This window comes from Hymenobacter sediminis (assembly GCF_003231285.1).
Taxonomy (GTDB): Bacteria; Bacteroidota; Bacteroidia; order Cytophagales; family Hymenobacteraceae; genus Hymenobacter; species Hymenobacter sediminis.
On the sequence record NZ_QKNS01000005.1, the window covers coordinates 186,037 to 206,580 of the forward strand.

Consider the following 20,544-nt stretch of genomic DNA (forward strand, 5'->3'; position numbering starts at 1 on the left):
GCGAGCTACGGCCGGGCCTCCAGCCGCCAGGCAGCTTGTAGGCGCGGGTGGTTTTCGTCGGCGGCGCGCAGGAATATCAGCTCATCGAGTTTGCCTACCCGCCAGGGCTCAATCATGTCGTCGTAGTGCGCGGAGGCTGGATTGCCGCTCTGGCCGCCGGGGAAAATGCCGTAGGCTTTCACTTGCGGGCCTAGTGCTACTACCATCCGCCAGGAGGGGCCGTTGCGGGGGCCGATGGCATTCACCGAGCCTGGGCTGCCGGCGCAGTCGATATCCTGCCGACCAAAGCCGGTCAGGTTTGCCAAGTGGTTGATGTCGGTGCTTTTCTGGTTGGCCCAGGCCCACTTCGGCCCCAGCGGCCCAAACTTCCGAGTAAGGGAATCGACGGCAAAGTGCAAGGATGCGGTTACCAGATCATGCACCGTCTCACGCTTTGCAGTAGTGCGGTTATCAACCCAGGCAGATGCGCCCGATTCTCGGAGTAGAAGCTGGTTGGTGCGGGCGCGGGAAGGGTAGCGCATTTCCAGCCCGGTGGCCGCCCCAAAATCATCTTCCCATAAGCGCTTCACTAGGTCGTTGTACCATAGCTCAAAAATGCTGGCGGCTATAGCATCGGCCTCGTAGCGGTAGTTCCATTTTTGCAGTACCTGCTGGGCCGCATCTTTCCAGGGAGCTGTGGCCGTTGCAGCGGGAGCATTGCCCGCTACTACGCTTAGCATCCAAGGCAGCATCTGGCGGGCATTCACGCCCAGGTTGTCGTTCTGAAGGTTACGCAGGCTGTCGGGGGTAGCACCGCGCATCTGTGTCAGGCGCTCGTTGATGCGGTGTCCCCGGTCGGAGGGGGCGTAGTCCCAGCCGAGGTAGTAGGGGTAATCAAGGCCGGCGGAGGGCTGGTTGGCCGACGATACGAAGCCGCGGGCCGGGTCCTTTACGTGCGGGTTCTGCTCCATCGGAATCCAGCCCTGCCAGTCGTAGCGCGCATCGGTGCCATCCAGAATAAACTTGCCCTGGTCGGGCCACTTCAGCGGGAAGCGGCCGTTGGGCTGAATGGCAATTTCGTTGCGGTTGTCGGCGAAGATGAAATTCTGGGCCGGTGAGGCATAGGTGCGCAGGGCGCGACGGTAATCGGGGTAGGAGTGGGCGCGGTTAAGACGGTAGAAGGCCAATACCTCATTGCCGCCGTCGTGGGCGGTCCAGCGCATGGCGTGCCGGATGGGGGTCTGCTTGTTGAAAACCTTCTCGTTTTGGTCATACACAATGGGGCCGTGGTGGGTGTAGAGCACGGTGTCGAGCCGGTCAGGCTGGCCCCGCACGACAATGCGCTCCACTACCCGGCGCACGGGTTTCCAGCGGCCCTCGTGCCAGTACTCACGCTGGCTGGCATCCCGGAACTTCAACTGGTACCAGTCCAGCACGTCGCCGCCCACGTTGGTCACGCCCCAGGCTACGTCCTCGTTAAACCCAATGATAATGGTAGGCGCGCCCGGTATGGTTACGCCGTACACGTTTACACCCGGTGCGTGTAGCTGGGCCTGATACCAGATGCTGGGCAAGTTCAGCTGCAAGTGGGGGTCGTTGGCCAATAGCGGCAGACCGGATGCCGAGCGGCTGCCCGCCACCGCAAAATTATTGGAACCTAGCTCAGGGTCGGGCTCCCGCTGGGGCAACTTGCCCGCCATGGCGGCTGTAAAGGAAGGCGGAGTAGGGGGTAGAGGCTGCGGCTTGAACTCCAGCGGGGTACCGGGAGGCACAATGGCATCTTCGCGGTTGGGGTAGTCGGGAAATAAGTCACGCACTACATCCGGTCCGTACTTGCTCAGGACGTTGCTCAGGCGCAGGTCGTCGGAACGGCCGCTCAGGTCCCAGGCCATCAGCTTCAGCAGCAAAGCACTTTTCAGGGGTTGCCAGGGCTCGGGGGCGTAGTCGAGCAGCTTGTACTCGAAGGGGTAGTCCTTGGGAGAAAGGCTGTTGATGTATGCGTTCACACCTTCCGAGTACGACTCTAGCACTAGGCGCGTCGTGTCGTTGCGCAGCATTTCCCGCAGGGTGTTCTCGGCCCCGTAAGGCAGGCCCATGCGGCGCTGAAACCGGTCGTACTCCAGGGCTTTGGGTCCTACTACCTCTGAAATGCGCCCGGCGGCTACCCGGGTCATAAACTCCATTTGCCAGAGCCGGTCATGGGCCGTCAGGTAGCCCTGGGCATAATACAGGTCGTGCTCGTTCTCGGCAAAGATGTGGGGTACGCGTCTATCGTCGAAGCGCACGCGCACGGGCTGGTGCAGGCCGGGTAGCTGTAGGGTTTGCTGGGCTGCAAGGTCAGCTTCTGCTTCGCCGTTTTGCCAGATGCCGCGGTAGGGGCTGAGCAGGCGCGCTACCGGCGGCACATCGCCGAGCTTGGTATTGAGGGCCCAGGTAAGGGCAAGCGTAACGAGCAGGGCGAGGCCGGGCTTAAGAATACGAAGCATAAACTACCAGAGAGCAAGGGCCCGGAAGGTAGTAAATGCTTCGTATTCTATCGTTAGCCGATAAGTGCTACCCCCTTACTCAGCCGGAACCGTAGCAGCACCACCCTTTGGCAGGTACACCCGGAAGCCTAGAGCTATATCAAGGTAGTTTCGACCAAATGCATTTGAGTTGCCTGTATTAGCAGCGTATTTTACCAACGCTTCCAGTCCTACATTGGGCGTAATAAAGTAGTTATACCCTACCCCCAGACTGGCAAGTAGGCTAACATCGTTGCCTTTGATAGTATAGTCGTTCGTCCCAGACCGATAGCTGTCCAAAACTCCACCTACACTTAGCTCGCCAAATACCCGGTGCTTGCTGCTGGACGGCAAATAGTATCGAAGCCATGGCAAAAGCCCCAACTCTAGGTTGCGCTGCTTCGCCGCACGGCCAAATCCTGCCGGATATTTCACCGATGAATAGCCAATTGGTGCAACAATGCCTAGAGCTACGTTATCGGCTACAAACGTGCCGATTGAAGGCGAAAGCTGCCCACTAATCCGACGAATTCCACCATTGCTTTGATAGGTGATGTTTCCGGCGCTCAGGCCCAGCACTCGCGTGCCCTTTGTGGTTTGGCCTAGGGCTGTACCGGCAGTACATACAGTGAGGCCTAGTGCTAGCAGGCAATATGCTTTTAACATGTAGAGAAGAGATAAAAGAATTATTGAGTCAAAGATGATCAATGAACTCTAATAGGAACTACTTAAGTATCGGGCAGAAGCAATATTTAGTAAAGTAGATACCCCACTGCACATAAAAAGAGCCATTTCTAAGCAGAAATGGCTCTTTTTATGTGCAGTGGGGTATCTATAAGTTCTCACCCTGTCGGACTAGCCCGGCTACCCCTATCCTAGACAGGCGTAAGCGTACGGCATCGGCTTCGGCGGGGGTAGCAAAGCGACCAACGAGCACCCGGTTCAGGGTTTTGCCGTCGGGGGTATTGGTGGCTACGGTGGTTACCAACAGCTTGGGCTCCACGCTCTGGATTTTGTCCATTACGGCGCGGGCGTTGCGAACATCACCAAAAGTGCCGGCCTGAATCACGTAGGTAGCTTCGGGTTCGGGCGTGAGGGTCACATCTTCGGCTTCTGAAGAGCCAGGGCGGATGTCGGCCAGCAGGCCTACCGCTACGGTAGAGTCGGCGGCCAGAGTAGCTAGGTCAGCAGGAGCGTCGGTGGGGCCTAGGGGTGTTTCGGGAGCTACTACCTCCGCTACCACCGAAACTGCGCCGTGCGTAACAATGCCCAGAGGGCGGGCCGCTACCTCCGAAAGGTCCAGGATGCGCTGGTGACGGAAAGGACCCCGGTCGGTAACGCGCACTACTACCGATTCGCCGGTTTCAGGGTTAGAAACGCGCAGCTTGGTGCCGAAAGGCAGAGTTTTGTGGGCGCAGGTGTACTTGTTGCGGTCAAACCGCTCGCCGCTGCTGGTGCGGCGGCCTTGATGTTCGCGGCCGTACCAGGAGGCTCGTCCGCGCATTACCGTTGCCTTTTTAGCGGCAGCGGCGGGGGCTTTTTCATCTTCACGTATGCTTGCCGGGCGGGCTGAGGCCGAGAAGGCCGTCAGCAGCACAAAGAGCATGGCCATCATCAAGCCCGAGACATGCAGTCGTAGATTCAACTTCATTCGTTCTCTTGGTTGGTGAGTACGACAAAGCTAGGAGTGCTCACCACACTGCTTCCGTTCGGCTCTGTATATGAGGTAGGCAAGATGTTTGGTAGTTGGCTTTTTTGAAGAATTATTGCATTTAAATAATCAAGTGTATCAGCGGGAAATACCTGATTGTGTTTCCTTAAGCCATGATTTGCACTCTTTTTAGTCTGGTTAAAGTCTGCACATGAAATAAGACTATCCGCGGCTTAAAAAATTTTGTCCTTTAAGGACAGCACAAGCTTAGAGCCGGGTTGCAAAAGTCACGGAAATGTTCTAAGGGTAATAGCTCTTTTCCTACCGCTCACTTCCTGATTAGCTCGGTGTGAAGTACCCGCGCTTTCTGGTAGTCCCGGCCTCCTCTCTAATGGAATGCAACGCCGATATGAATAGCCCGCAGGCCGGGTAGCAAAAGCACTTTTGCTGTCTTCTCTGGCTGACCAAAGCTAGCGCAGCCACCAAAGCAGCGTTTTAAATCTATGTAATGGCCGCTTCTGGCACCGCATCAGGTAGCGCCGGTTTTGCCGTACCTTCGGGATATGGATTTTGGCCGCCTCTCTGACCTGCGCTACGTAAACTTCCGCCTACCCCCCGACCACTCCGAAACCCCGCGGGTGCTAGCCCGTGCTCTTCCTTCGCAGCCGGCTCCGCCGAGCGTGTATGTGGGTTGCCCCATCTGGACCAACAAGGCCTGGCTGGGAAGCTACTTCCCGCAGGGCATCCGGGAGGCCGACTACCTGCACCATTACGGCCGGCAGTTTAATAGCATTGAGCTGAATACTACCCATTACCGCATTCCTGACGCTACTACCGTGCGGCGGTGGCGCGAGGCTGTACCCACTACCTTCCGGTTTTGCCCCAAGCTGCCCCAGTCCATCAGCCACGACCGGGCTCTGTACAATGCCGACGAGCTGACTCTAAGCTTCTGCCGGGCTATTGAAGGGCTAGGGCCCACGCTGGGCCATGCCTTCCTGCAACTGCCACCTACGTTCGGACCTGAGCACTTGCCCCGGCTAGAGCGCTACCTTCTCGATTTTCCCGACTTCGTGCCGCTGGCGGTGGAGCTGCGCCACCCGGCTTGGTTTACCGATGCCGAACTGCTGGCCTCCGTAACGGCCATGCTGGAAGCGCTGAACAAGCCCTTACTTATCAGCGACGTGGCCGGCCGCCGCGACGTGTTGCATATGCGCCTAACTACCCCCACGGCCTTCGTGCGCATTAACGGACACGGGTTAGTAGACTCCGATTTCCGCCGCGCCGACGATTGGGCCGCGCGCGTGGCGGGGTGGTTAGAGGCTGGCCTGCACACGGCCTATGTATTCATTCATCAGAAAGATATTATGCACGCGCCGCTGTGGGCTGAGCATTTTCTGCGCCGCCTACATGAGCTGACGGGCATGGCAGTGCAGCCGCCCCGCATCATTCCGCAGCCGGTGCAAGGCAGTCTGTTTTAAGCAAAGCGGCTTTCGATGATCCTCATCGAAAGCCGCTTTTTTGGGTATTAATGAGTAAGCTGACTGCCTAGGCTGAACTTGATGCCCAGTTCCGGGGCGAAACCATAACGCGCCTGGGCTGCCTTCTTAGTGGCGTAATGGTAGAGCTGGTCTCGGCCTACCCCGGCACCAATGTAGGCATCAAACCAGCCGTACTTGCCAATGCGTCGTTGCAGACCCCAATTGAGCGTAAGCGTGGAGTAGTCGTAGGCGGCGTAGGCCGTGCGGGACCGGAATGCCGAGGTAGTTTGCAACGAAAAATAGTTACCGACAAAAGGACCTGTTGCCCGGCCTTTCTGGCGGCGTTTCTCTTGGTTGTAGTAGTACTTTACACCAGCATCAAAGCCCCATTCGGTAGTCAGGCTGGGGCGGGAGCCATCAAAGTAGCGCGGGCGGCGGCCCAGGTCGAACCCACTAAAGGCGTTGGCATACACGGCTACGGCTGGCGAAAGATGGTGCTCAGCACCTAGCACCAGGGGTAGGGAGGTTCCCTGATAGCCGCCTATCGTGAGGCCACGGGTAAAGCCTGTACCCAGCTTGAGGAGCGTACCTGAGCTAGCAGTAGGCACACTTGCTGAAGACGGAATAGAGTCGGTGGTTTGAGCCAGAGCTGGTAAAGCCAAGAGGGCCAGCCCGGCTGCTAGAACACACGTTGTAAAACGAAAAGAAAACATAGAATAAAGAGTAAGAAGAAGGATCGGGCAGAAGAGAGGCAGCCCCAATGAATGGTTGCACGTAGCAGGGGTAGAATCTAAAAAGCGAACTAGCTCATCCGTTCGGCCGCTGAATCCAGTATCTTCAGGCAAGTCCCACGGACTACATACCTCTCTATGAAATTTCTACCCTTTATTTACCTGGTTTCAGAATTAAGTGGGTTGGCTTTATCTGGTAAGGCCCAGCAGATTGCGCCTGCCGATGATGCCGCCGCAGCCGCCGAAACCCGCTGCCTGCTTTTGCCCCTTGACCCCGCCGCCAGGGCGGCCCATGTGCCCTTGATAGTAGAAGCGGAGGTGCTGACCGCCGAAGGCTTTCGGGCTCCTAATGGGCGCATCTACACTCGTCACCAACTGCGGGTATTCAAGCAATTGAAAGGGGAGACCCGTGCCGAGCTAACCGTGCTGACTGAAGGCGGTACCGTGGGCCTCGACCGGCATGAGCTAACCAATACGCTGCGCCTCTCGCCCGGTCAACAGGGGTTGTTTTTTCTGGAACCTGCCAGTTTTGCTGGGGTAGCCGCCGGCGCCGGATGGAGCGTGTACGGCAGCCAGCAGGGCTTTGTGGAGTATGATGTGCGCACGGCTACGGCTACTGAGCCTTTCCATTCCTACCCCTTGGTGGGGCCCGAGTTCTACCAGAAGGTAGCCAAAGCCGCCCCGCGTGAGGTAGCGCCCAACCTTGCCCTGCGGAAAGCCCAGGCCCGGCGAGCTGCTCCGCCGGTGGCTGCCAAAGGCCAGGCCCCGCTTATTGCCCTGCTAGAGCCACGCAGCCTTACGGCTGGCACCAACGCCGTGCTCACCATTTCGGGCTCAGGGTTTGGCCCGGCCCGCGGTAGTGGAGGGGTGGAGTTCCGGAACGCCGATGACGGCGGGAGCACGTACACCAAAGCCAACGACGACGATTACGTCAGCTGGTCAGATACCCAGATTCGGGTGCGCGTGCCCTCTGCCAGTGCCAGCGGCAACCCCGCCGGTACGGGCACGGTGCGCGTTACCACCACCGATCAGCAGCAGGTAGTAAGCCCGGTAGCCGTGCAGATTGTGTACGCCGTTGCCAACGTGCAGGACACGCGCACCAAGCAGCGGGCCGTGCCGGCGCACCGAAATCAGAACAGCACCGGGGGCATCACTTTTCGCTTTGAGCCACGATTTACGGCTAACAATGCCGCCAATGCCGCCTGGCAGCGGGCGCTGGCTACATGGCGTTGCCAGACCGGCATCAACTGGGAGGTAGGGGAGCCGCGCACTAGTGAAGGTGTTAAGGAAGATGGCGAAAACGCTGTGGGCTTCGACTCAGGTACCGGGCTGCCTGCCAACGTGCTGGGGCGTACCACCAGCTACTACCGGGGCTGCTACCTGCCCGGCGGCGGGGTAACCTTCTATGTGCAGGAAATTGACATGGAGTTTGACGACGGGGTGAACTGGCAGTTTGGGCCCGGTATTCCCTCCATAACGCAGTTTGATTTTGAGTCGGTGGCCGTGCACGAGTTAGGGCATGCCCAGCAGCTTTCCCACCTGATTCTGCCCACGGCCGTTATGCACTACGCCGTAGCCCGTGGGCAGCGCAGCCGAACGCTAGCTGCCGTCAGCGACATTGCTGGGGGCCGCTACGTGCTCCGGACGCGCAGCTTTATTGCCCCTGTCTGCAGCCAGCCCCCTATGCTACCGGCCCCGCTTACAGGCCAGAGCGCCGGCTTTGTAGCCGGCATCGGCACTACGGTGCAGTGGTCGACCCGGGATGAGTGCTTTGTAAGTGGCTTCGTGGTGGAGCGCGCGCCCGCCGATACCACGGCCGGTTGGCGGCCGGTAGGCACTGTAGCGGCCGGCGCCGCCAACGGCGAATACCGCTTCCTGGATGCTCAGGCGCCGGCCGGCCTGAACTACTACCGCCTCCGCCTGCGCCGACCAGATAACAGCCTGGATACCGGCCCACCCGTAGGGACAACCGATGATGCTTCTGCTGTTAGCGGCCTGCAGGTTTTTCCAAATCCTATTCCCAACGACGGCTCGCCCCTCGGGCTGCAGTACCTCGGCGCCGAGGCCGGAACGCTTACCGTGCGCTTCTACGATGCCGTAGGGCGCTACCTCAATGGGGTTGTGGTTGAGTACCAGCGCGGGCTGAACCGCCTGACGGTGGTGCCTCCACCACTGCGAGCCGGCTACTACCTCCTGCGCTGGAACGACTCCAACGGACCGAAGGGCACTATCCCACTGGTTAAAGTAGAGTAAGATTTCCCTACCCCTAATTAAGAAGCCCAACCGGCAGCTGAAGTACTGTACTTCAGCTGCCGGTTGGGCTTCTTAATTAGGGGTAGGGAGAACTGGTTAGCGCTCCAGCAGCATGGCTCCGTAGGAGTAACCGCCGCCAAATACTGTAACTACTACTTTATTGCCGGGCTGCAGTTGAGCCCAGGTGTCGGCCAGGGCAATGGCGGCGCCCGCGCAACCAGTGTTGCCTAACTCTTCTATGTTGGAAACTGCCCGATCTTCGGCCAAGCCCAACTGCTGCAGCACATTTTTGGTGATGCGTAAGTTGGCTTGGTGCGGAATCAAGAAGGAAATGTCGCTGACAGCCAAATTATTGCGCTCCATTATTTGCTGGGTCACGCGCGTCATGTAAGTGCAGGCGTGCAGGAATACATCCTTGCCGTGGGGCATCACAATACCCCGCTCAACCGGCTTGAGGGTTACGGAGTGGTCGGCTTTGCCGATGTTGCCAGCCCCGCCCGTCAGGACGGAACGAACGTGCAGGTCAGTGGGAGCCAGGCGCTCCGTGGTTAGGAGAAGGGCCGAGGCGCCGTCGCCCCAGAGGTGGCCCGCTACAGTATCTTGCTCGTTGTTGTAAGCCGTGTTGTGCTCGCTCACCACCACCAGCGCCCGCCGGGCTTTGCCTAAGGCAAAATAGCCCTCCACAATTTCAATGGCGTTCAGCAGCGAAGAGCAAGCCGAAGAAATGCTCACTACCGGAATATCCGATACGTTCAGCTCCCGCTGTACGGCGTGGGCTACGGTGTAAATTGTGTCGTGGGGCGTATAAGTGCCACCCACAATCAAATCAACTTCGGTGGGCAGGAAGGCACTGGTTTGGGCCAGTACCCGGCGGGTAGCCTCCAGCGCCATTGTGTTTGTATTCTCACCGGGGGCCGCTTTGCGCCGCGTCCGGATGCCGGTGCGCTCCGTTATCCACTCGTGCGAGAGGCCATTGAGCCGCGTAAAATGGTCGTTGGTAATAACTTCGGCGGGCAGATAGGCCGCCACCTGATGAATGTACACGGGAAGAAAAGCAGGGGTGGAGCAAAGCAGAAAGAAGGCGGAAAGGTACGCCCTTGCGAGGCAAGTTGCGGGCTTTTGCGAGGGTGGCCCGTACTTTGCGCCCGTTCTGCTCGTTCAACGCGTACCAGTTGTTGGGGTTAAGGGCCTCTGCTATAAGATTATGATGTTTCCCCTCTCTCTTCGCTCCCGGTGCCTGGTAGCAACTTTTCTGCTGGCCAGCGCGGGCCTGGCCCTGCCGGCTCAGGCCCAGAAGTACCGCACTGCCGCTGGCTTGCGCCTCAGCAAAAATAATTATGGCCTCACGGTTCAGCAGAAAATCCTCGACAAAACTACCCTCGAAGGCTTGGCGCTGGTAGGCTCAAGGGAGGTAAGCGCCACGCTGCTGGCTGAGCGTCACTTCGGCATCCTGGGGCCCAGCCTCAACTACTACTTTGGGGCTGGTGGCCACTTAGGCAATAACAAGGACACCGGAGGTTTTGGGGGCCTCGACGCGCTGGCGGGGGTAGAGTATAAAATTGCGTTTACCTCGTTCGTGCTCAGCCTCGATTTCAAGCCGACTGTAGAGTTTAACTCCGATGATTGGGCTCGTTTCCCTACGGCTTTTTCTGTGCGCTATATCTTCGTGAAGGAAAAGAATAACGGGCTGTTCAACGGTATGTTTGGCGGCGACAAAGACAAGAAGAAGGAAAAATTGAAGCCCAAGAAAAACACCCGGCGCGGTTTGTTTGACTTTTAACGGCGCGGAAACCCGAACCCAAAGCAGGCCCCTGACTCAAAGCCCTCTTCAGGAGGAAGTCAGTGGGCCTGCTTTGGGTTTGTGCTAGTTGCTTGTGTTATTCTTGTGTTGGTAGCGTAGAGGTGTTAGGGGAGTTAAGCGGTGTCAGTGTAGGTTGCATATAGGCTATTGCGCCTCAAATTTCGTTTTGCCCTATTTTTTCTGATGTAGTGAAGTAAAGCGTTTTCGTGCTTTAGAAGCGTTAGAGGGAGTTTTGTGGCTTACTATCTGGGCACAGCGCTTGGAATAATTACATCAGCCTTTCATAATTAATACAATATAAAATAGAAATCATTCAATAATTAAGTTTATAACGCCTACCTTTCCCGTCTGGATTGTGTTGGTTTTGTTATACCTAATCATAGTAAGATGAAAAACATCTTTACTTTATCCGATGGACGTTCCATGGGCTGGTGGCTGATGGGACTGGTCCTACTACTGGTGTTCAACGGCCGCGTGGCCCTTGCCCAAACGTGTTCCGGCACTGACCCCAGCGGCCAACCTGCCACTAATGGCTTGTATGCAGAATACTGGCGCGGGTATTTTGACGATGACCAAGGGTTTTTCAGCGACCTGCAGAACCTGCCAGCCAAACAGCAGGTAGTAGCTCAGGTCGATTTCCCTACCTCTGCCAGCTGGGGCAATCTGCTACCTGTGGCCAGCGGCACGGCGGACGCTCCGGAGTCGTTTAGCACCCGCCTGCGAGGCAGCCTCCGCATTACAACTCCCGGCGAGTACACCTTTTACTTAACCGCCGACGATGGCGCCTACCTCTGGCTGGATGGAGAAGCCGTGGCCCTACCCCCCAGTTCGGCTACAGCCCTCATCGACAATGGTGGCGGGCACAGCGTCCGGACCATAGCTGCCACGGTAACATTGTCGGCGGGCCTGCACAACGTACTGATTCACTACGGAGCCTCCTGCTGCGTCAATTCCCTGACGTGGGAGTACGATGGGCCTGGCATTACGCGGCAAGTGGTACCCGCCTCAGTGCTGTGTACGGCCGTGCAGCCCGCGCCGCTTAGTCCGCGCAGCCTGGCGTATAGCCCTGCCTCCTTAACTACCGCACCCGGCGCCACTGGCACTAGCGCCACGCCTTCCGTAACCGACGGGGGCAGCGCTGTAACCAGCTACGCTGTTGCCAATGCCAGCACCCTGCCTGCCGGCATCAGCATTAACGCTGCTACCGGGGCCCTGGCAATCAGTGCTGCTGTGCCTTCGGGCTCATATAGTGTAGCGGTGGCGGCCACCAATGCTAACGGCACCAGCATCTTCCGCAACGCCTTCCAGTTTGTGGTAACCGCACCGCTGCCCAGCGGCTGCGGCGGCACCAACCCTGGCGGGCAGCCGGCCACGGCCGGGCTCTATGCCGAATATTTTGCAGGGTATTTTGCCGATGACGTCTCGTTCTTTACCAACAATACCCCCGGCCTGGTGCGCACCGATGCCCAGCTCAACTTTGCTACCGATGAAAGCTGGGGCAACCTACTGCCTGTAGCCGGTAGCACGGCGGCCGGCCTCAACAACTTCAGCGCCCGGTTCCGGGGTAGTATTTACCTGGCGCAGGCTGGTACCTACACCTTCTATCTCACCTCCGACGATGCCTCCTACCTCTGGCTTGGCAACGAAGCCCTGGCTGCGTTGCCGACGCTGAACAAAGCCGTTGTTTCGAATGGGGGCAGCCGTGCGGTACAAACCATAGCCGCTACCGTAACGCTGAGCGCCGGCCTGCACAACCTCCAACTCCTCTACGGCGACGGAGTCGGCTTGCATGAACTGAAGCTGGAGTACGAAAGCGCAGGGTTGGGCATTGCCAGGCAAGTAGTACCAGCCGGTTTATTCTGCACCTCGGCGCAGCCGGCCGTGGTAGCCCCTACTACCCTGCGTTACCGCTCCAGCACCCTGCGCCTAGCCATTGGCACCAGAAGCACTTCCGGCATGCCTACGGTCACGAGCGCCTCACCCATAACGGGATTCGCTATGGTAAACGACGAGGCTTTGCCCGAGGGCATTGCCATCAACGCGCAAACCGGCGAGGTTTCGGTAGAAAGTGGGGTAGCAATGGGCCGGTACCCCATTTCGGTGGCGGCACGTAACGCTGAAGGCACCAGTGTTTTCAGCCGCGCGCTGTCGGTGGTAGTGGCTCCGGCTGCGCCAACTGGCTGCGGTGGCCTCTCGCTTAGCGGAACCGTGGCCTCCTCCGGCCTATATGCTACTTACTACGCCGGCTATTTCAACGAAGACATTTCCTTTTTCAATACGGCGCCGGTACTGATGGCGCGTACCGAGAACGAGTTGAACTTTGACAGCGCCGACAGCTGGGGCGACCTGACCGACGTGGCCACTACCCCCCTGGAAAACCCCGATGGCTTCAGTGCCCGGTTCCAGGGTCGCATTCAGATTCCGACGGCCGGCGAGTATACTTTCTACCTCACCTCCGACGACGGCTCCCTGATGTGGCTGGACGGCGCGGCCCTCGGTCCTACCATCGAGAATGCGCTCATTGATAACCGGGGCGGCCACCCCGCTACTACCCTCACGGCTACTGCTACCCTTACCGCCGGCCTGCACGATATGCTGGTGGTGTACGGCGACAATGTGGGCACCAACGTGCTGCGCCTGGAATACGAAAATACGGCGGCCGGCATAGCCCGCCAGGTAGTGCCCGTAACCAGCCTGTGCTCGTCGCGTTCCGATGCGCCGTTGCCCGTTGTGCTGTCGCTTTTCAAGGCTCAGGCCGGTGCGGCGGGGGTAGGCGTTAGTTGGGAAACCTCTGTGGAGTTGAATAGCGCCGCTTTCGTGGTGGAGCGCTCGGCCAACGGGCAGGTGTTCGAGCCCATTGGGCGGGTAGCGGCCGCGGGCAGTACCCACCGTCGGCAGTCCTACTCCTTCACCGACCGGGCCCCCCTTAGCGGCCTGAGCTACTACCGCCTGCGCCAGCTTGATACCGATGGTTCAGAGCATCTGTCGGGGGTAGTAACGGTGCGGTGGAACAAAGCCGCCAAGGAAGCCCAACTGACCGTATTCCCCAACCCTTCGGCCACGGGCACCTGCACTGTGCGCCTGGAGCAGGAGGCTGCTGCTGCGGCTCAACTACAGGTGCTAGATCTTACGGGCCGGACCGTGTACAGCCAGAACCTGTCGGCTGCTGCCAGTCAAGAGCACACGTTCCCAACCCGCCAGCTCCGGACCGGGGTGTACATCGTGCGGCTCACTTCGGCCCAAGGCACCATCACGCAGCGCCTGGAAATCCGGTAGTCATTTCGCCAACAATTCCTTACAAAGCAAGGCCCCGATTACCAGTTGGTAATCGGGGCCTTGCTCTTAACGATGGGGGTAGTAACCGGCTACTCGCGGTGGACGCGGCCACTGCCTACCACCGAGCTTTTCACCTGCGGATTGCCGGTTACGTACACGTCGCCGGAGCCCACAATGCTAGCCGCTAACATGTCGCTGGCCTGCACCCGGCAGTTACCCGAGCCGCTGATGCTTACGCTGCACGTTTTGCTCTGGAGCTTGGGAGCCTGCACGCCACCCGAGCCGCTCACGCTGATGTCGTGGGCTGAGGCAGCCCCAGCGGCCTGAATGCTGCCCGAACCCGACAAGGAAGAGTCGATTTTGTTGGCTGTAACGCTGCTGAGCTGAATGCTGCCCGAGCCGCTTACTGCTAGCCCAAGGTTATCGGCCTTAATGGGGTCGGCGGCTTTAATGCTGCCCGAGCCCCCCACGGCCAGTCCTTTAATAACGGGCATGGTCACGTACACTGTCACGTTGCCCTTGTAGTTGTAGGAGCTGAAGTAGCCTTCCTTCTTGGTGTTAATGCGCAGCTTGCCGTTGCTCACTACGGTTTCCAGGTGGGCGAGGTCAGTGGCGTCGCCTTCCACTTCCACCCGCTGCGGGCTGCCCTGACGGAGTACTACCCGCATGGAGCCGCCCAAGCTCACTGAGGTAAACGCATCGACGGAACGGACCTCACGCGAGGCCTCAGCCCGAAAGCCTGATAACAGCAACACGGCAAGCAACAGCCCCGGCACGAGTAAGCGAAGGATTTTCATGACAGCAAGCAGGTTAAGATGGAACATTCGGTGATAAGATGGTCTTAATTTCCCAACCGTTGCCTGTATTCGCAAAAGAATATTAGAAAATCAGTATTGATATTTAAGCTACTGAACATGAAGTAGATGAATAGAATAAAATAATCTTTTTCCACCCACTGAATACTAAGCGTATCAAGCTTTCAAAATATAGTTTTTACAAGTTATAAGAACGAATAAGGAAAGGCGCCCCTCTCATCAAATAAAACGGCCTCCTACATCACGCAGAAGGCCGTTTCATAAGTGAACAAGGGGTAGGGTTACCAGATTTTAACCCGCGCCGAATCGGGTCGGTAGAGCTTGTCGCCGGGCTTCACCCCAAAGGCCTCGTAGAACTCCGGCACATCGGCGAAGGGGCCATTGATGCGGAACTGGGCCGGGGAGTGTACGTCGGTGAGGATGGCCTGGGCCAGACGCTCGTCGCGCTGGTGCACCTGCCAGCCTAGGGCATAGCCAAGGAAGTAGCGCTGCAGCGGGGTAAGGCCCCCAATTTTCTCGCCCTTCTTGTACTGCTCTGTTTTCTTGAACGCATCCAGCGCAATGACGATGCCGCCCAGGTCAGCAATGTTCTCGCCGGCCGTGGCCTTGCCGTTGATGTGCAAAGAATCGAGGACGGTGTAGCCGTTAAACTGGCGCACAATGCCATTTACACGCTGCTGAAACAGCTGCCGGTCTTTCTTGGTCCACCAGTTGCGCAGGTTGCCCCGGTCGTCGAACTGGCTCCCCTCGTCATCGAAGCCGTGGGTCAGTTCGTGGCCAATGGTGCTCGCCCCCGCGTAGCCATAAATGATGGCATCGTCGGCGTTGGCATCTACCAGGCCCGGAATAGCGAAGATGGCGGCCGGCAGCACAATCTCGTTGTTGCTGGGGTTATAGTAGGCGTTGTAGGTCTGGGGCGTCATGCCCCACTCGGTACGGTCAACGGGCTTGCCTAGCTTGTTGATGTTGTAGCGGTAGGCCCACAGATTACCCCGCATCACGTTTTGGGCGTAGGAGCTGCGGTCAATCGGGAGGGTAGAGTAGTCCTTCCACTTATCGGGGTAGCCTACTTTCCGGGTGATTTTGGTGAGCTTCACCAGGGCCTTCTTCTTGGTGGAGTCGCTCATCCAGTCCAGCGCGTTGATGTGCTCCCGGAAGGACGTTACCACGTTTTCGGTCAGCTGCTCGTAGCGGGCCTTGGTTTCCGGGGTGAAGTATTCCTTCACAAATAACTGCCCGAGGGCCTCACCAATGGCATTTTCCTCGGCATCGAGCACGCGCTTCCAGCGGGGCCGCTGCTGCTTAGCTCCCTGCAGAATGGTGCCGTAGAAGCGGAAATTCTCATTGTCGAAGTCCTGGCTGAGGGTAGGGGCATAGGCGTGCACCAGCTGCCACTGCAGGTAGGCTTCCCAATCGTCGAGGGGGGCGGAGGTAAGCAGGCGCCCAGCTTCGCGGTAGAACTCGGGCTGTCCTACAATTACGGTATCAACCTGGCTTAGCTCCATTTGGGTTAGCCAGGGCTTCCAGGTGATACCGGGCGTGAGCTTGTCCAGACCCGAAACCGCCATTTTGTTGTAGTTGGCGTAAGGGTCGCGCAGGGCTTCGAGCTTGCGCGAGGCCCCGGCCAGCCGGGTTTCCAGCTGCAGCACCCGGTTGGCGCTAACTTGGGCGGTAGTGGCATCCTGGCCCAGCAGCGTGAACATCTTCACGAGGTGGTTGCTGTACTCCTGGCGGATGTTTTTGGTACGGGCATCCTTATTGAAGTAATAGTCGCGGTTGGGCAAGCCCAGGCCCGCCTGCCACAGCTGCAGGGCCATTTTGTCGCTGTTCTTGGCATCCTGGCCCACATAGCTCCCGATAAGCGCATTCACGCCAATGGTCTGCAGGTGCGCAATGGTGGCCTGCACGTCGGCCATGGAGCTCATGCCCTGAATGCGAGCCAGCTCCGCCTTGAGCGGCGCCACGCCTTGCTGGTTGATGCGTACGCTGTCCATGCCCGTAGCCCAGAAGTCGCCAATTTTCTGGCGCACGGAGCCGCTAGCCGATTTGGTGTCGGCAGCTTCCTCGTTCAGCTTGCGCAGGCGAGCATATATTTCGTTTTGCACTTCCTTGCCAATGCCCCAGTTGCTTTCCGAAGCCGGAATAGGATGCTGCTTAAACCAGGTGCCGTTGGCGTACGTGTAAAAGTCGTCGCCGGGGCGCACAGTGGTATCAAGGTTGGCCTGAATAAGATCAGGCTGGTTGGAGGCCGAGCCGCCGCCCGGCTGGCAGCTGGCCAGGCTTAAGCCTAGCAAAGGTGCCACCAGCAGCCAGGGCCGCAGAGTAGGGGAGAAGTTCATGAAGGGTTTGGTAAAAAGGAACAGGTAGGCGAATGTAGCGCGAACCAGCCGGTTCACGTAGGCAAAAAGACAGCCGTTCCTTCCTTGCCGTTGCCTGCCGATGAATCTGCCCCAGTTACTCCTGCTCAACTTTCTGCTGGCTGCCTACCTCACCGGGGTTATCTGGACGGTGCAGCTGGTGCATTACCCCGGCTTCGCGCAGGCCGACCGGGAGGCCTTCATCAGCTTTCATCGGCAGCATTCCCGCCGTATTAGCTGGCTGGTGGTGGGGCCGATGGTGCTGGAGCTGTTGTTGGCCCTGGCGCTAGCCTGGCAGGGCCATGAGCTGGGCTTGTGCCGGTGGTGGCAGTTGCTGCTGGTAGTGCTGGTGTGGGCTGCTACGTTCTTTATTTCGGTTCCTTTCCATAATCGCCTCGCCGAGGGCTACGACTACGTGGCCATCGATGGATTGGTGCGTACTAACTGGCCGCGCACCCTGGCCTGGACCCTCCGGGCGCTGCTGCTGGGCTGGCAGCTCTGGAAAATGCTGCATTTTGCGCCCGAAACCGCCAGCTAAGCTATCCGTTTGCCTCTATTCCCTACCCCTGACCTCCTCACCAATGCTGCCCCCACCCGACGCCTTCCTCCCCGAGCTTTCCTTCCAGACCAGCCGTAGCAGCGGCCCCGGCGGCCAGAACGTAAATAAAGTGGAAAGCCGGGTGGAGCTGCGCTTCCGCATTCCGGATTCCGAGCTGCTCACCGACGAGCAGAAACAAACGCTGCTGCAGAAGCTGGCCTCCCGCCTGACTACCGAGGGCGAGTTGCTGGTAGCAGCTCAGGAAGACCGAAGCCAGCTGCGCAACAAGGAAACCGCCCTGCGCAAGTTCTACGAAACCCTGCAGAAAGCCCTGCACAAACCCAAAGCCCGTAAAGCCACCCGGCCCAGCCAGGGGGCCGTGCGTCAGCGCCTCGAATCCAAGAGAAAGCACGGCGACAAGAAAGCCAACCGTGGCCGGGTTGACTATTAAGAGCGCCTAGCAGGACCGGAAGCTCGGCAAGCGCCTACCCTTTATTGCTGGCGCAACCGCTCCCGTAGCCAGTCTTCGGCCTGCAGTTGGTCTTCGAACAGTTGAATTTCAAACCGGTCCCTTACCCGTGCCCGCAGTGCATCGGCCGAGGATTCGGACAAGGAACCGGGGTTGTCGAGGTGCGCCCAGTAGCGCAAGCCATTGGCAATAGCACGCGGAATCCATTGCTGCTCCAGAAACTCTAGGGAAGCGTCCCAGCGGCCTACCAGGCGGCGGTTATCGTTCAGCACGGCGTGGCAGCCCTGGCTTTTCATGTGGTCGAGGTAGGCCAGCGCTCCGTGCAGTACGCTGGTACCGGTGGGGTAGCCAATCCAGTCGGCATGAATCCAGGGGCCCTCGGGGCGGTAATGAATAGTAAGGTAGGTTTTGCCCAGGGAGGATTGCAGTTCGTCCAGCAGCATGTACAAAGAAGCCGATAAGCAGGCGTGGGTTAGGGTAGATAAGAAGACGCTAACCCTTTGCCAGAGGTTTCAGTTCAGGTCCAACCCGAACAGCACGCCAAACCAGGGTTTCCGCTGATAAATCCAGAAGCTGCCATCAGGGCCCAACAGTTGGTCGGCCCCCACGGCCAAACCCAGATTGAAGATGCGGGCATCGTAGATGGCTGCTGCCCCAGCATGTACTACAAAACCCTCATACTCTGCCACGCGGGTTTGCTGGTTGGTGACGTCGGCGTTAATGATAGTTGACCCCAAGCCTGTGAACAGACCGTAGCCCAAGCCTACCGTTCGGACTTGGGGCTCATGCCGCCCGGCTAACAGCGCTTTGCTGTTCACATGATAAAAGTCGAGCCGCCGCCCGAAGTACAGGGCCGCGTTGAAATTGGTGTTCAGCTGCACCGGCACCGGGCCCTGGGGTGGCCGGGCCTTAAAAGGAATCGTGAAAACGTCGAGGTCAAACTTCCGGTTGAGCAGGATAACGTGGTTTCCCCGGCGCAGGCCGTAGTTGAAGCGGCGCGGCGTGGCGTCTGCGGCCTGCTGAGAAACGAACGTCAGCGAGTCCTGATGCTGCTCCACGTAGAAGGCACGCTCCTGGCCTATGGCAGCAGCCAGGGCCGGGTCGTTGGTGCGGAATACCTGATAGTCGCCCGGTTCTAAGGTGGGCAAACGACCTACGGCAGCACAGCCCCCAAGCAGCAGTGCACCCGAAGTAGCAAGCAGGAGCAGAATACCGCGCATAATCAACGAGCTAAAGGCTGCCTACAGCAAGGTGCCGCTTAACACAGAGGTAGCTACCGAAAAGTAAATAATCAGGCCGGTAACGTCCACGAGCGTTGCCACGAAAGGTGCCGAAGCCGTAGCGGGGTCCAGGCCCAGGCGCTTGAGCAGCATCGGGAGCATGGCCCCGGCCAGGGCACCCCATAGCACAATACCTAACAGCGAGAAGCCCACCGTCACGGCAATCAGCTGCCAGTACTGCCCGAAGTAGCCAGGGTCTACTACGGTGGCCCACAGCACAATGCGCATAGAACCTACTATTCCCAGAATACCGCCCAGCAGCAGGCCCGAGAGCAGCTCACGGCGCATCACCAGCCACCAGTCCGACAAAGAGAATTCGCCCAGGCTCATGGCCCGGATGATGAGCGAGGTAGCCTGAGAACCCGCGTTGCCGCCGGCCGAAATAATCAGCGGAATAAACAAGCCCAGTACCGCCGCCTTCTGCAAGTCGTCCTCGAAGTGGTGCATGGCCGAGGTAGTTAGCATCTCGCCCAGCAGCAGAATCACAAGCCAGCCGGCCCGCTTCTTTACCATGCTCCAGATGGAGGTGGCCAGGTAAGGCTCGTCGAGCGCTTCGGAGCCGCCCAGCTTTTGGATGTCCTCGGTATCTTCCTCCTCCCGGATGTCCAGAATGTCGTCGATGGTCACAATGCCAAACAGCACACCTTCGTCGTTGACGACGGGTAGGGCTACCCGGTCGTTTTTCCGGAACACATCGATGGCCGCCTCCTGGTCCTGCATCGTGTTAAGTTTCACGAAGCGCCGGTCCATCAGCTCACTTACGCGCCGGTCGGGCTGGGAAAGCAGAAACTCCCGAATGCCAATGTCGTCAATGAGTACGCCCCGCTCGTCGGTCACGTACATCACACTCAGCGTTTCCGACTGTCCACCATGGCGACGGATGTAGTCCAGCACCTGCTGCACGGTCCAGTTTTCGCGGATGGCAATGTAGTCGGGCGTCATCAGGCGGCCAACCGAGTACTCAGGGTAGCCCAGCAGCTCCAGCGTCACGCGGCGTTCCGGCTCCGAAAGCGTCTGGATCAGCTCCCGCACCAGGTCATCGGGCAGGAACTCCAGCAGCGCCGTGCGGTCGTCGGGCGACATTTCGTTAAGAATGTCGGCTATTTTATCCTGGCTCAGGTTGGCCAGAAAGTGCTTTTGAATCTCGAGGTCGAGGTATTCGAATACCTCAGTAGCAAGGCTCAGGGGCAGCAGCCGAAAAATAATCAGCTGCTCGCGTTCCTCTTCCTGTTCAATCAGCTCTACTACCTCGTTCGGCTCGAAGCGCTTGAGTACTTCCTTGAGTTTGAAAAACTCGCCCTCCTGAATCAGGGACGTAATGTGGTCGGTAGTCGGGTGCTGATTCATGAACTGCAAGAGGGGTGTTTTTCGCTAGGCAGAAGGGAATTGGTGAGGAGCGCCGAACCGGCGCG

General features: G+C 58.6%; 16 protein-coding genes. 6 read left to right on the top strand and 10 right to left on the bottom strand.

Annotation, left to right across the window (positions count from 1 at the left end):
* Window positions 1-5: 5 nt before the first annotated feature.
* The 3 genes from DNI29_RS14705 to DNI29_RS14715 all read right to left on the bottom strand — a co-directional run bounded on the left by DNI29_RS14705 (window position 6) and on the right by DNI29_RS14715 (window position 4,134).
* Complete coding sequence (locus DNI29_RS14705) at window positions 6-2,465, bottom strand: penicillin acylase family protein (protein ID WP_110978881.1); 2,460 nt, start codon at window positions 2,463-2,465, stop codon at window positions 6-8.
* Window positions 2,466-2,540: 75 nt separating this feature from the next.
* On the bottom strand, window positions 2,541-3,191 hold the full coding sequence (locus tag DNI29_RS14710) for a hypothetical protein (RefSeq protein WP_123823264.1): 651 nt from the start codon (window positions 3,189-3,191) through the stop codon (window positions 2,541-2,543).
* 124 nt (window positions 3,192-3,315) lie between these two features.
* Window positions 3,316-4,134, bottom strand: a complete 819-nt coding sequence (locus tag DNI29_RS14715; protein WP_123823265.1) for a septal ring lytic transglycosylase RlpA family protein — start codon at window positions 4,132-4,134, stop codon at window positions 3,316-3,318.
* A 563-nt stretch (window positions 4,135-4,697) separates the two neighbouring features.
* On the opposite strand from DNI29_RS14715, the gene DNI29_RS14720 reads away from it, so the two are divergent.
* Window positions 4,698-5,612, top strand: a complete 915-nt coding sequence (locus DNI29_RS14720) for a DUF72 domain-containing protein (protein WP_110978884.1) — start codon at window positions 4,698-4,700, stop codon at window positions 5,610-5,612.
* A 47-nt stretch (window positions 5,613-5,659) separates the two neighbouring features.
* On the opposite strand, the gene DNI29_RS14725 is transcribed toward DNI29_RS14720, so the two are convergent.
* Window positions 5,660-6,325 (bottom strand): hypothetical protein, encoded by a 666-nt coding sequence (locus tag DNI29_RS14725; RefSeq protein WP_110978885.1) that lies wholly within the window; start codon window positions 6,323-6,325, stop codon window positions 5,660-5,662.
* Window positions 6,326-6,481: 156 nt separating this feature from the next.
* Between DNI29_RS14725 and DNI29_RS14730 the strand changes: the two genes are divergently transcribed.
* Window positions 6,482-8,596: a matrixin family metalloprotease gene (locus DNI29_RS14730; RefSeq protein WP_110978886.1), complete on the top strand. Its 2,115-nt coding sequence runs from the start codon at window positions 6,482-6,484 to the stop codon at window positions 8,594-8,596.
* Window positions 8,597-8,692: 96 nt separating this feature from the next.
* Here the strand turns inward: DNI29_RS14730 and DNI29_RS14735 are convergent, their stop codons facing one another.
* Entirely contained in the window at window positions 8,693-9,640 is a 948-nt protein-coding gene (locus DNI29_RS14735; protein ID WP_110978887.1) for a 3-oxoacyl-ACP synthase III family protein, read from the bottom strand.
* A 160-nt stretch (window positions 9,641-9,800) separates the two neighbouring features.
* Between DNI29_RS14735 and DNI29_RS14740 the strand changes: the two genes are divergently transcribed.
* A complete protein-coding gene (locus DNI29_RS14740; protein WP_202910471.1) occupies window positions 9,801-10,376 on the top strand; it encodes a hypothetical protein in 576 nt (191 codons plus the stop codon).
* Window positions 10,377-10,784: 408 nt separating this feature from the next.
* Window positions 10,785-13,673: a PA14 domain-containing protein gene (locus DNI29_RS14745; RefSeq protein ID WP_110978888.1), complete on the top strand. Its 2,889-nt coding sequence runs from the start codon at window positions 10,785-10,787 to the stop codon at window positions 13,671-13,673.
* Window positions 13,674-13,762: 89 nt separating this feature from the next.
* Here DNI29_RS14745 and DNI29_RS14750 read toward each other — a convergent pair whose 3' ends face one another.
* Window positions 13,763-14,470, bottom strand: coding sequence for a head GIN domain-containing protein (locus DNI29_RS14750; protein ID WP_162303622.1), 708 nt, complete (start codon window positions 14,468-14,470; stop codon window positions 13,763-13,765).
* 299 nt (window positions 14,471-14,769) lie between these two features.
* A complete protein-coding gene (locus DNI29_RS14755; RefSeq protein WP_110979109.1) occupies window positions 14,770-16,827 on the bottom strand; it encodes a M13 family metallopeptidase in 2,058 nt (685 codons plus the stop codon).
* A 100-nt stretch (window positions 16,828-16,927) separates the two neighbouring features.
* On the opposite strand from DNI29_RS14755, the gene DNI29_RS14760 reads away from it, so the two are divergent.
* Window positions 16,928-17,383, top strand: coding sequence for a hypothetical protein (locus DNI29_RS14760; RefSeq protein WP_110978890.1), 456 nt, complete (start codon window positions 16,928-16,930; stop codon window positions 17,381-17,383).
* A gap of 43 nt (window positions 17,384-17,426) precedes the next feature.
* Window positions 17,427-17,834: an alternative ribosome rescue aminoacyl-tRNA hydrolase ArfB gene (gene arfB / locus DNI29_RS14765; protein WP_110978891.1), complete on the top strand. Its 408-nt coding sequence runs from the start codon at window positions 17,427-17,429 to the stop codon at window positions 17,832-17,834.
* Between the two features lie 41 nt (window positions 17,835-17,875).
* Here the strand turns inward: arfB and DNI29_RS14770 are convergent, their stop codons facing one another.
* The 3 genes from DNI29_RS14770 to mgtE form a co-directional block, all read right to left on the bottom strand.
* Window positions 17,876-18,295 (bottom strand): STAS/SEC14 domain-containing protein, encoded by a 420-nt coding sequence (locus DNI29_RS14770; RefSeq protein ID WP_110978892.1) that lies wholly within the window; start codon window positions 18,293-18,295, stop codon window positions 17,876-17,878.
* Between the two features lie 69 nt (window positions 18,296-18,364).
* On the bottom strand, window positions 18,365-19,072 hold the full coding sequence (locus DNI29_RS14775; RefSeq protein ID WP_110978893.1) for a hypothetical protein: 708 nt from the start codon (window positions 19,070-19,072) through the stop codon (window positions 18,365-18,367).
* Window positions 19,073-19,093: 21 nt separating this feature from the next.
* Window positions 19,094-20,479, bottom strand: coding sequence for a magnesium transporter (mgtE, locus tag DNI29_RS14780; RefSeq protein ID WP_110978894.1), 1,386 nt, complete (start codon window positions 20,477-20,479; stop codon window positions 19,094-19,096).
* Window positions 20,480-20,544 lie beyond the last annotated feature (65 nt).

What these genes read in the sequence shown, in the direction of transcription:
- DNI29_RS14705 (WP_110978881.1), bottom strand. Translation starts at nt 2,465, where the DNA reads ATGCTTCGTATTCTTAAGCCCGGCCTCGCCCTGCTCGTTACGCTTGCC.
- DNI29_RS14715 (WP_123823265.1), bottom strand. Translation starts at nt 4,134, where the DNA reads ATGAAGTTGAATCTACGACTGCATGTCTCGGGCTTGATGATGGCCATG.
- DNI29_RS14720 (WP_110978884.1), top strand. Translation starts at nt 4,698, where the DNA reads ATGGATTTTGGCCGCCTCTCTGACCTGCGCTACGTAAACTTCCGCCTA.
- DNI29_RS14725 (WP_110978885.1), bottom strand. Translation starts at nt 6,325, where the DNA reads ATGTTTTCTTTTCGTTTTACAACGTGTGTTCTAGCAGCCGGGCTGGCC.
- DNI29_RS14730 (WP_110978886.1), top strand. Translation starts at nt 6,482, where the DNA reads ATGAAATTTCTACCCTTTATTTACCTGGTTTCAGAATTAAGTGGGTTG.
- DNI29_RS14740 (WP_202910471.1), top strand. Translation starts at nt 9,801, where the DNA reads ATGATGTTTCCCCTCTCTCTTCGCTCCCGGTGCCTGGTAGCAACTTTT.
- DNI29_RS14745 (WP_110978888.1), top strand. Translation starts at nt 10,785, where the DNA reads ATGAAAAACATCTTTACTTTATCCGATGGACGTTCCATGGGCTGGTGG.
- DNI29_RS14750 (WP_162303622.1), bottom strand. Translation starts at nt 14,470, where the DNA reads ATGAAAATCCTTCGCTTACTCGTGCCGGGGCTGTTGCTTGCCGTGTTG.
- DNI29_RS14755 (WP_110979109.1), bottom strand. Translation starts at nt 16,827, where the DNA reads ATGAACTTCTCCCCTACTCTGCGGCCCTGGCTGCTGGTGGCACCTTTG.
- DNI29_RS14760 (WP_110978890.1), top strand. Translation starts at nt 16,928, where the DNA reads ATGAATCTGCCCCAGTTACTCCTGCTCAACTTTCTGCTGGCTGCCTAC.
- arfB (WP_110978891.1), top strand. Translation starts at nt 17,427, where the DNA reads ATGCTGCCCCCACCCGACGCCTTCCTCCCCGAGCTTTCCTTCCAGACC.
- DNI29_RS14770 (WP_110978892.1), bottom strand. Translation starts at nt 18,295, where the DNA reads ATGCTGCTGGACGAACTGCAATCCTCCCTGGGCAAAACCTACCTTACT.
- DNI29_RS14775 (WP_110978893.1), bottom strand. Translation starts at nt 19,072, where the DNA reads ATGCGCGGTATTCTGCTCCTGCTTGCTACTTCGGGTGCACTGCTGCTT.
- mgtE (WP_110978894.1), bottom strand. Translation starts at nt 20,479, where the DNA reads ATGAATCAGCACCCGACTACCGACCACATTACGTCCCTGATTCAGGAG.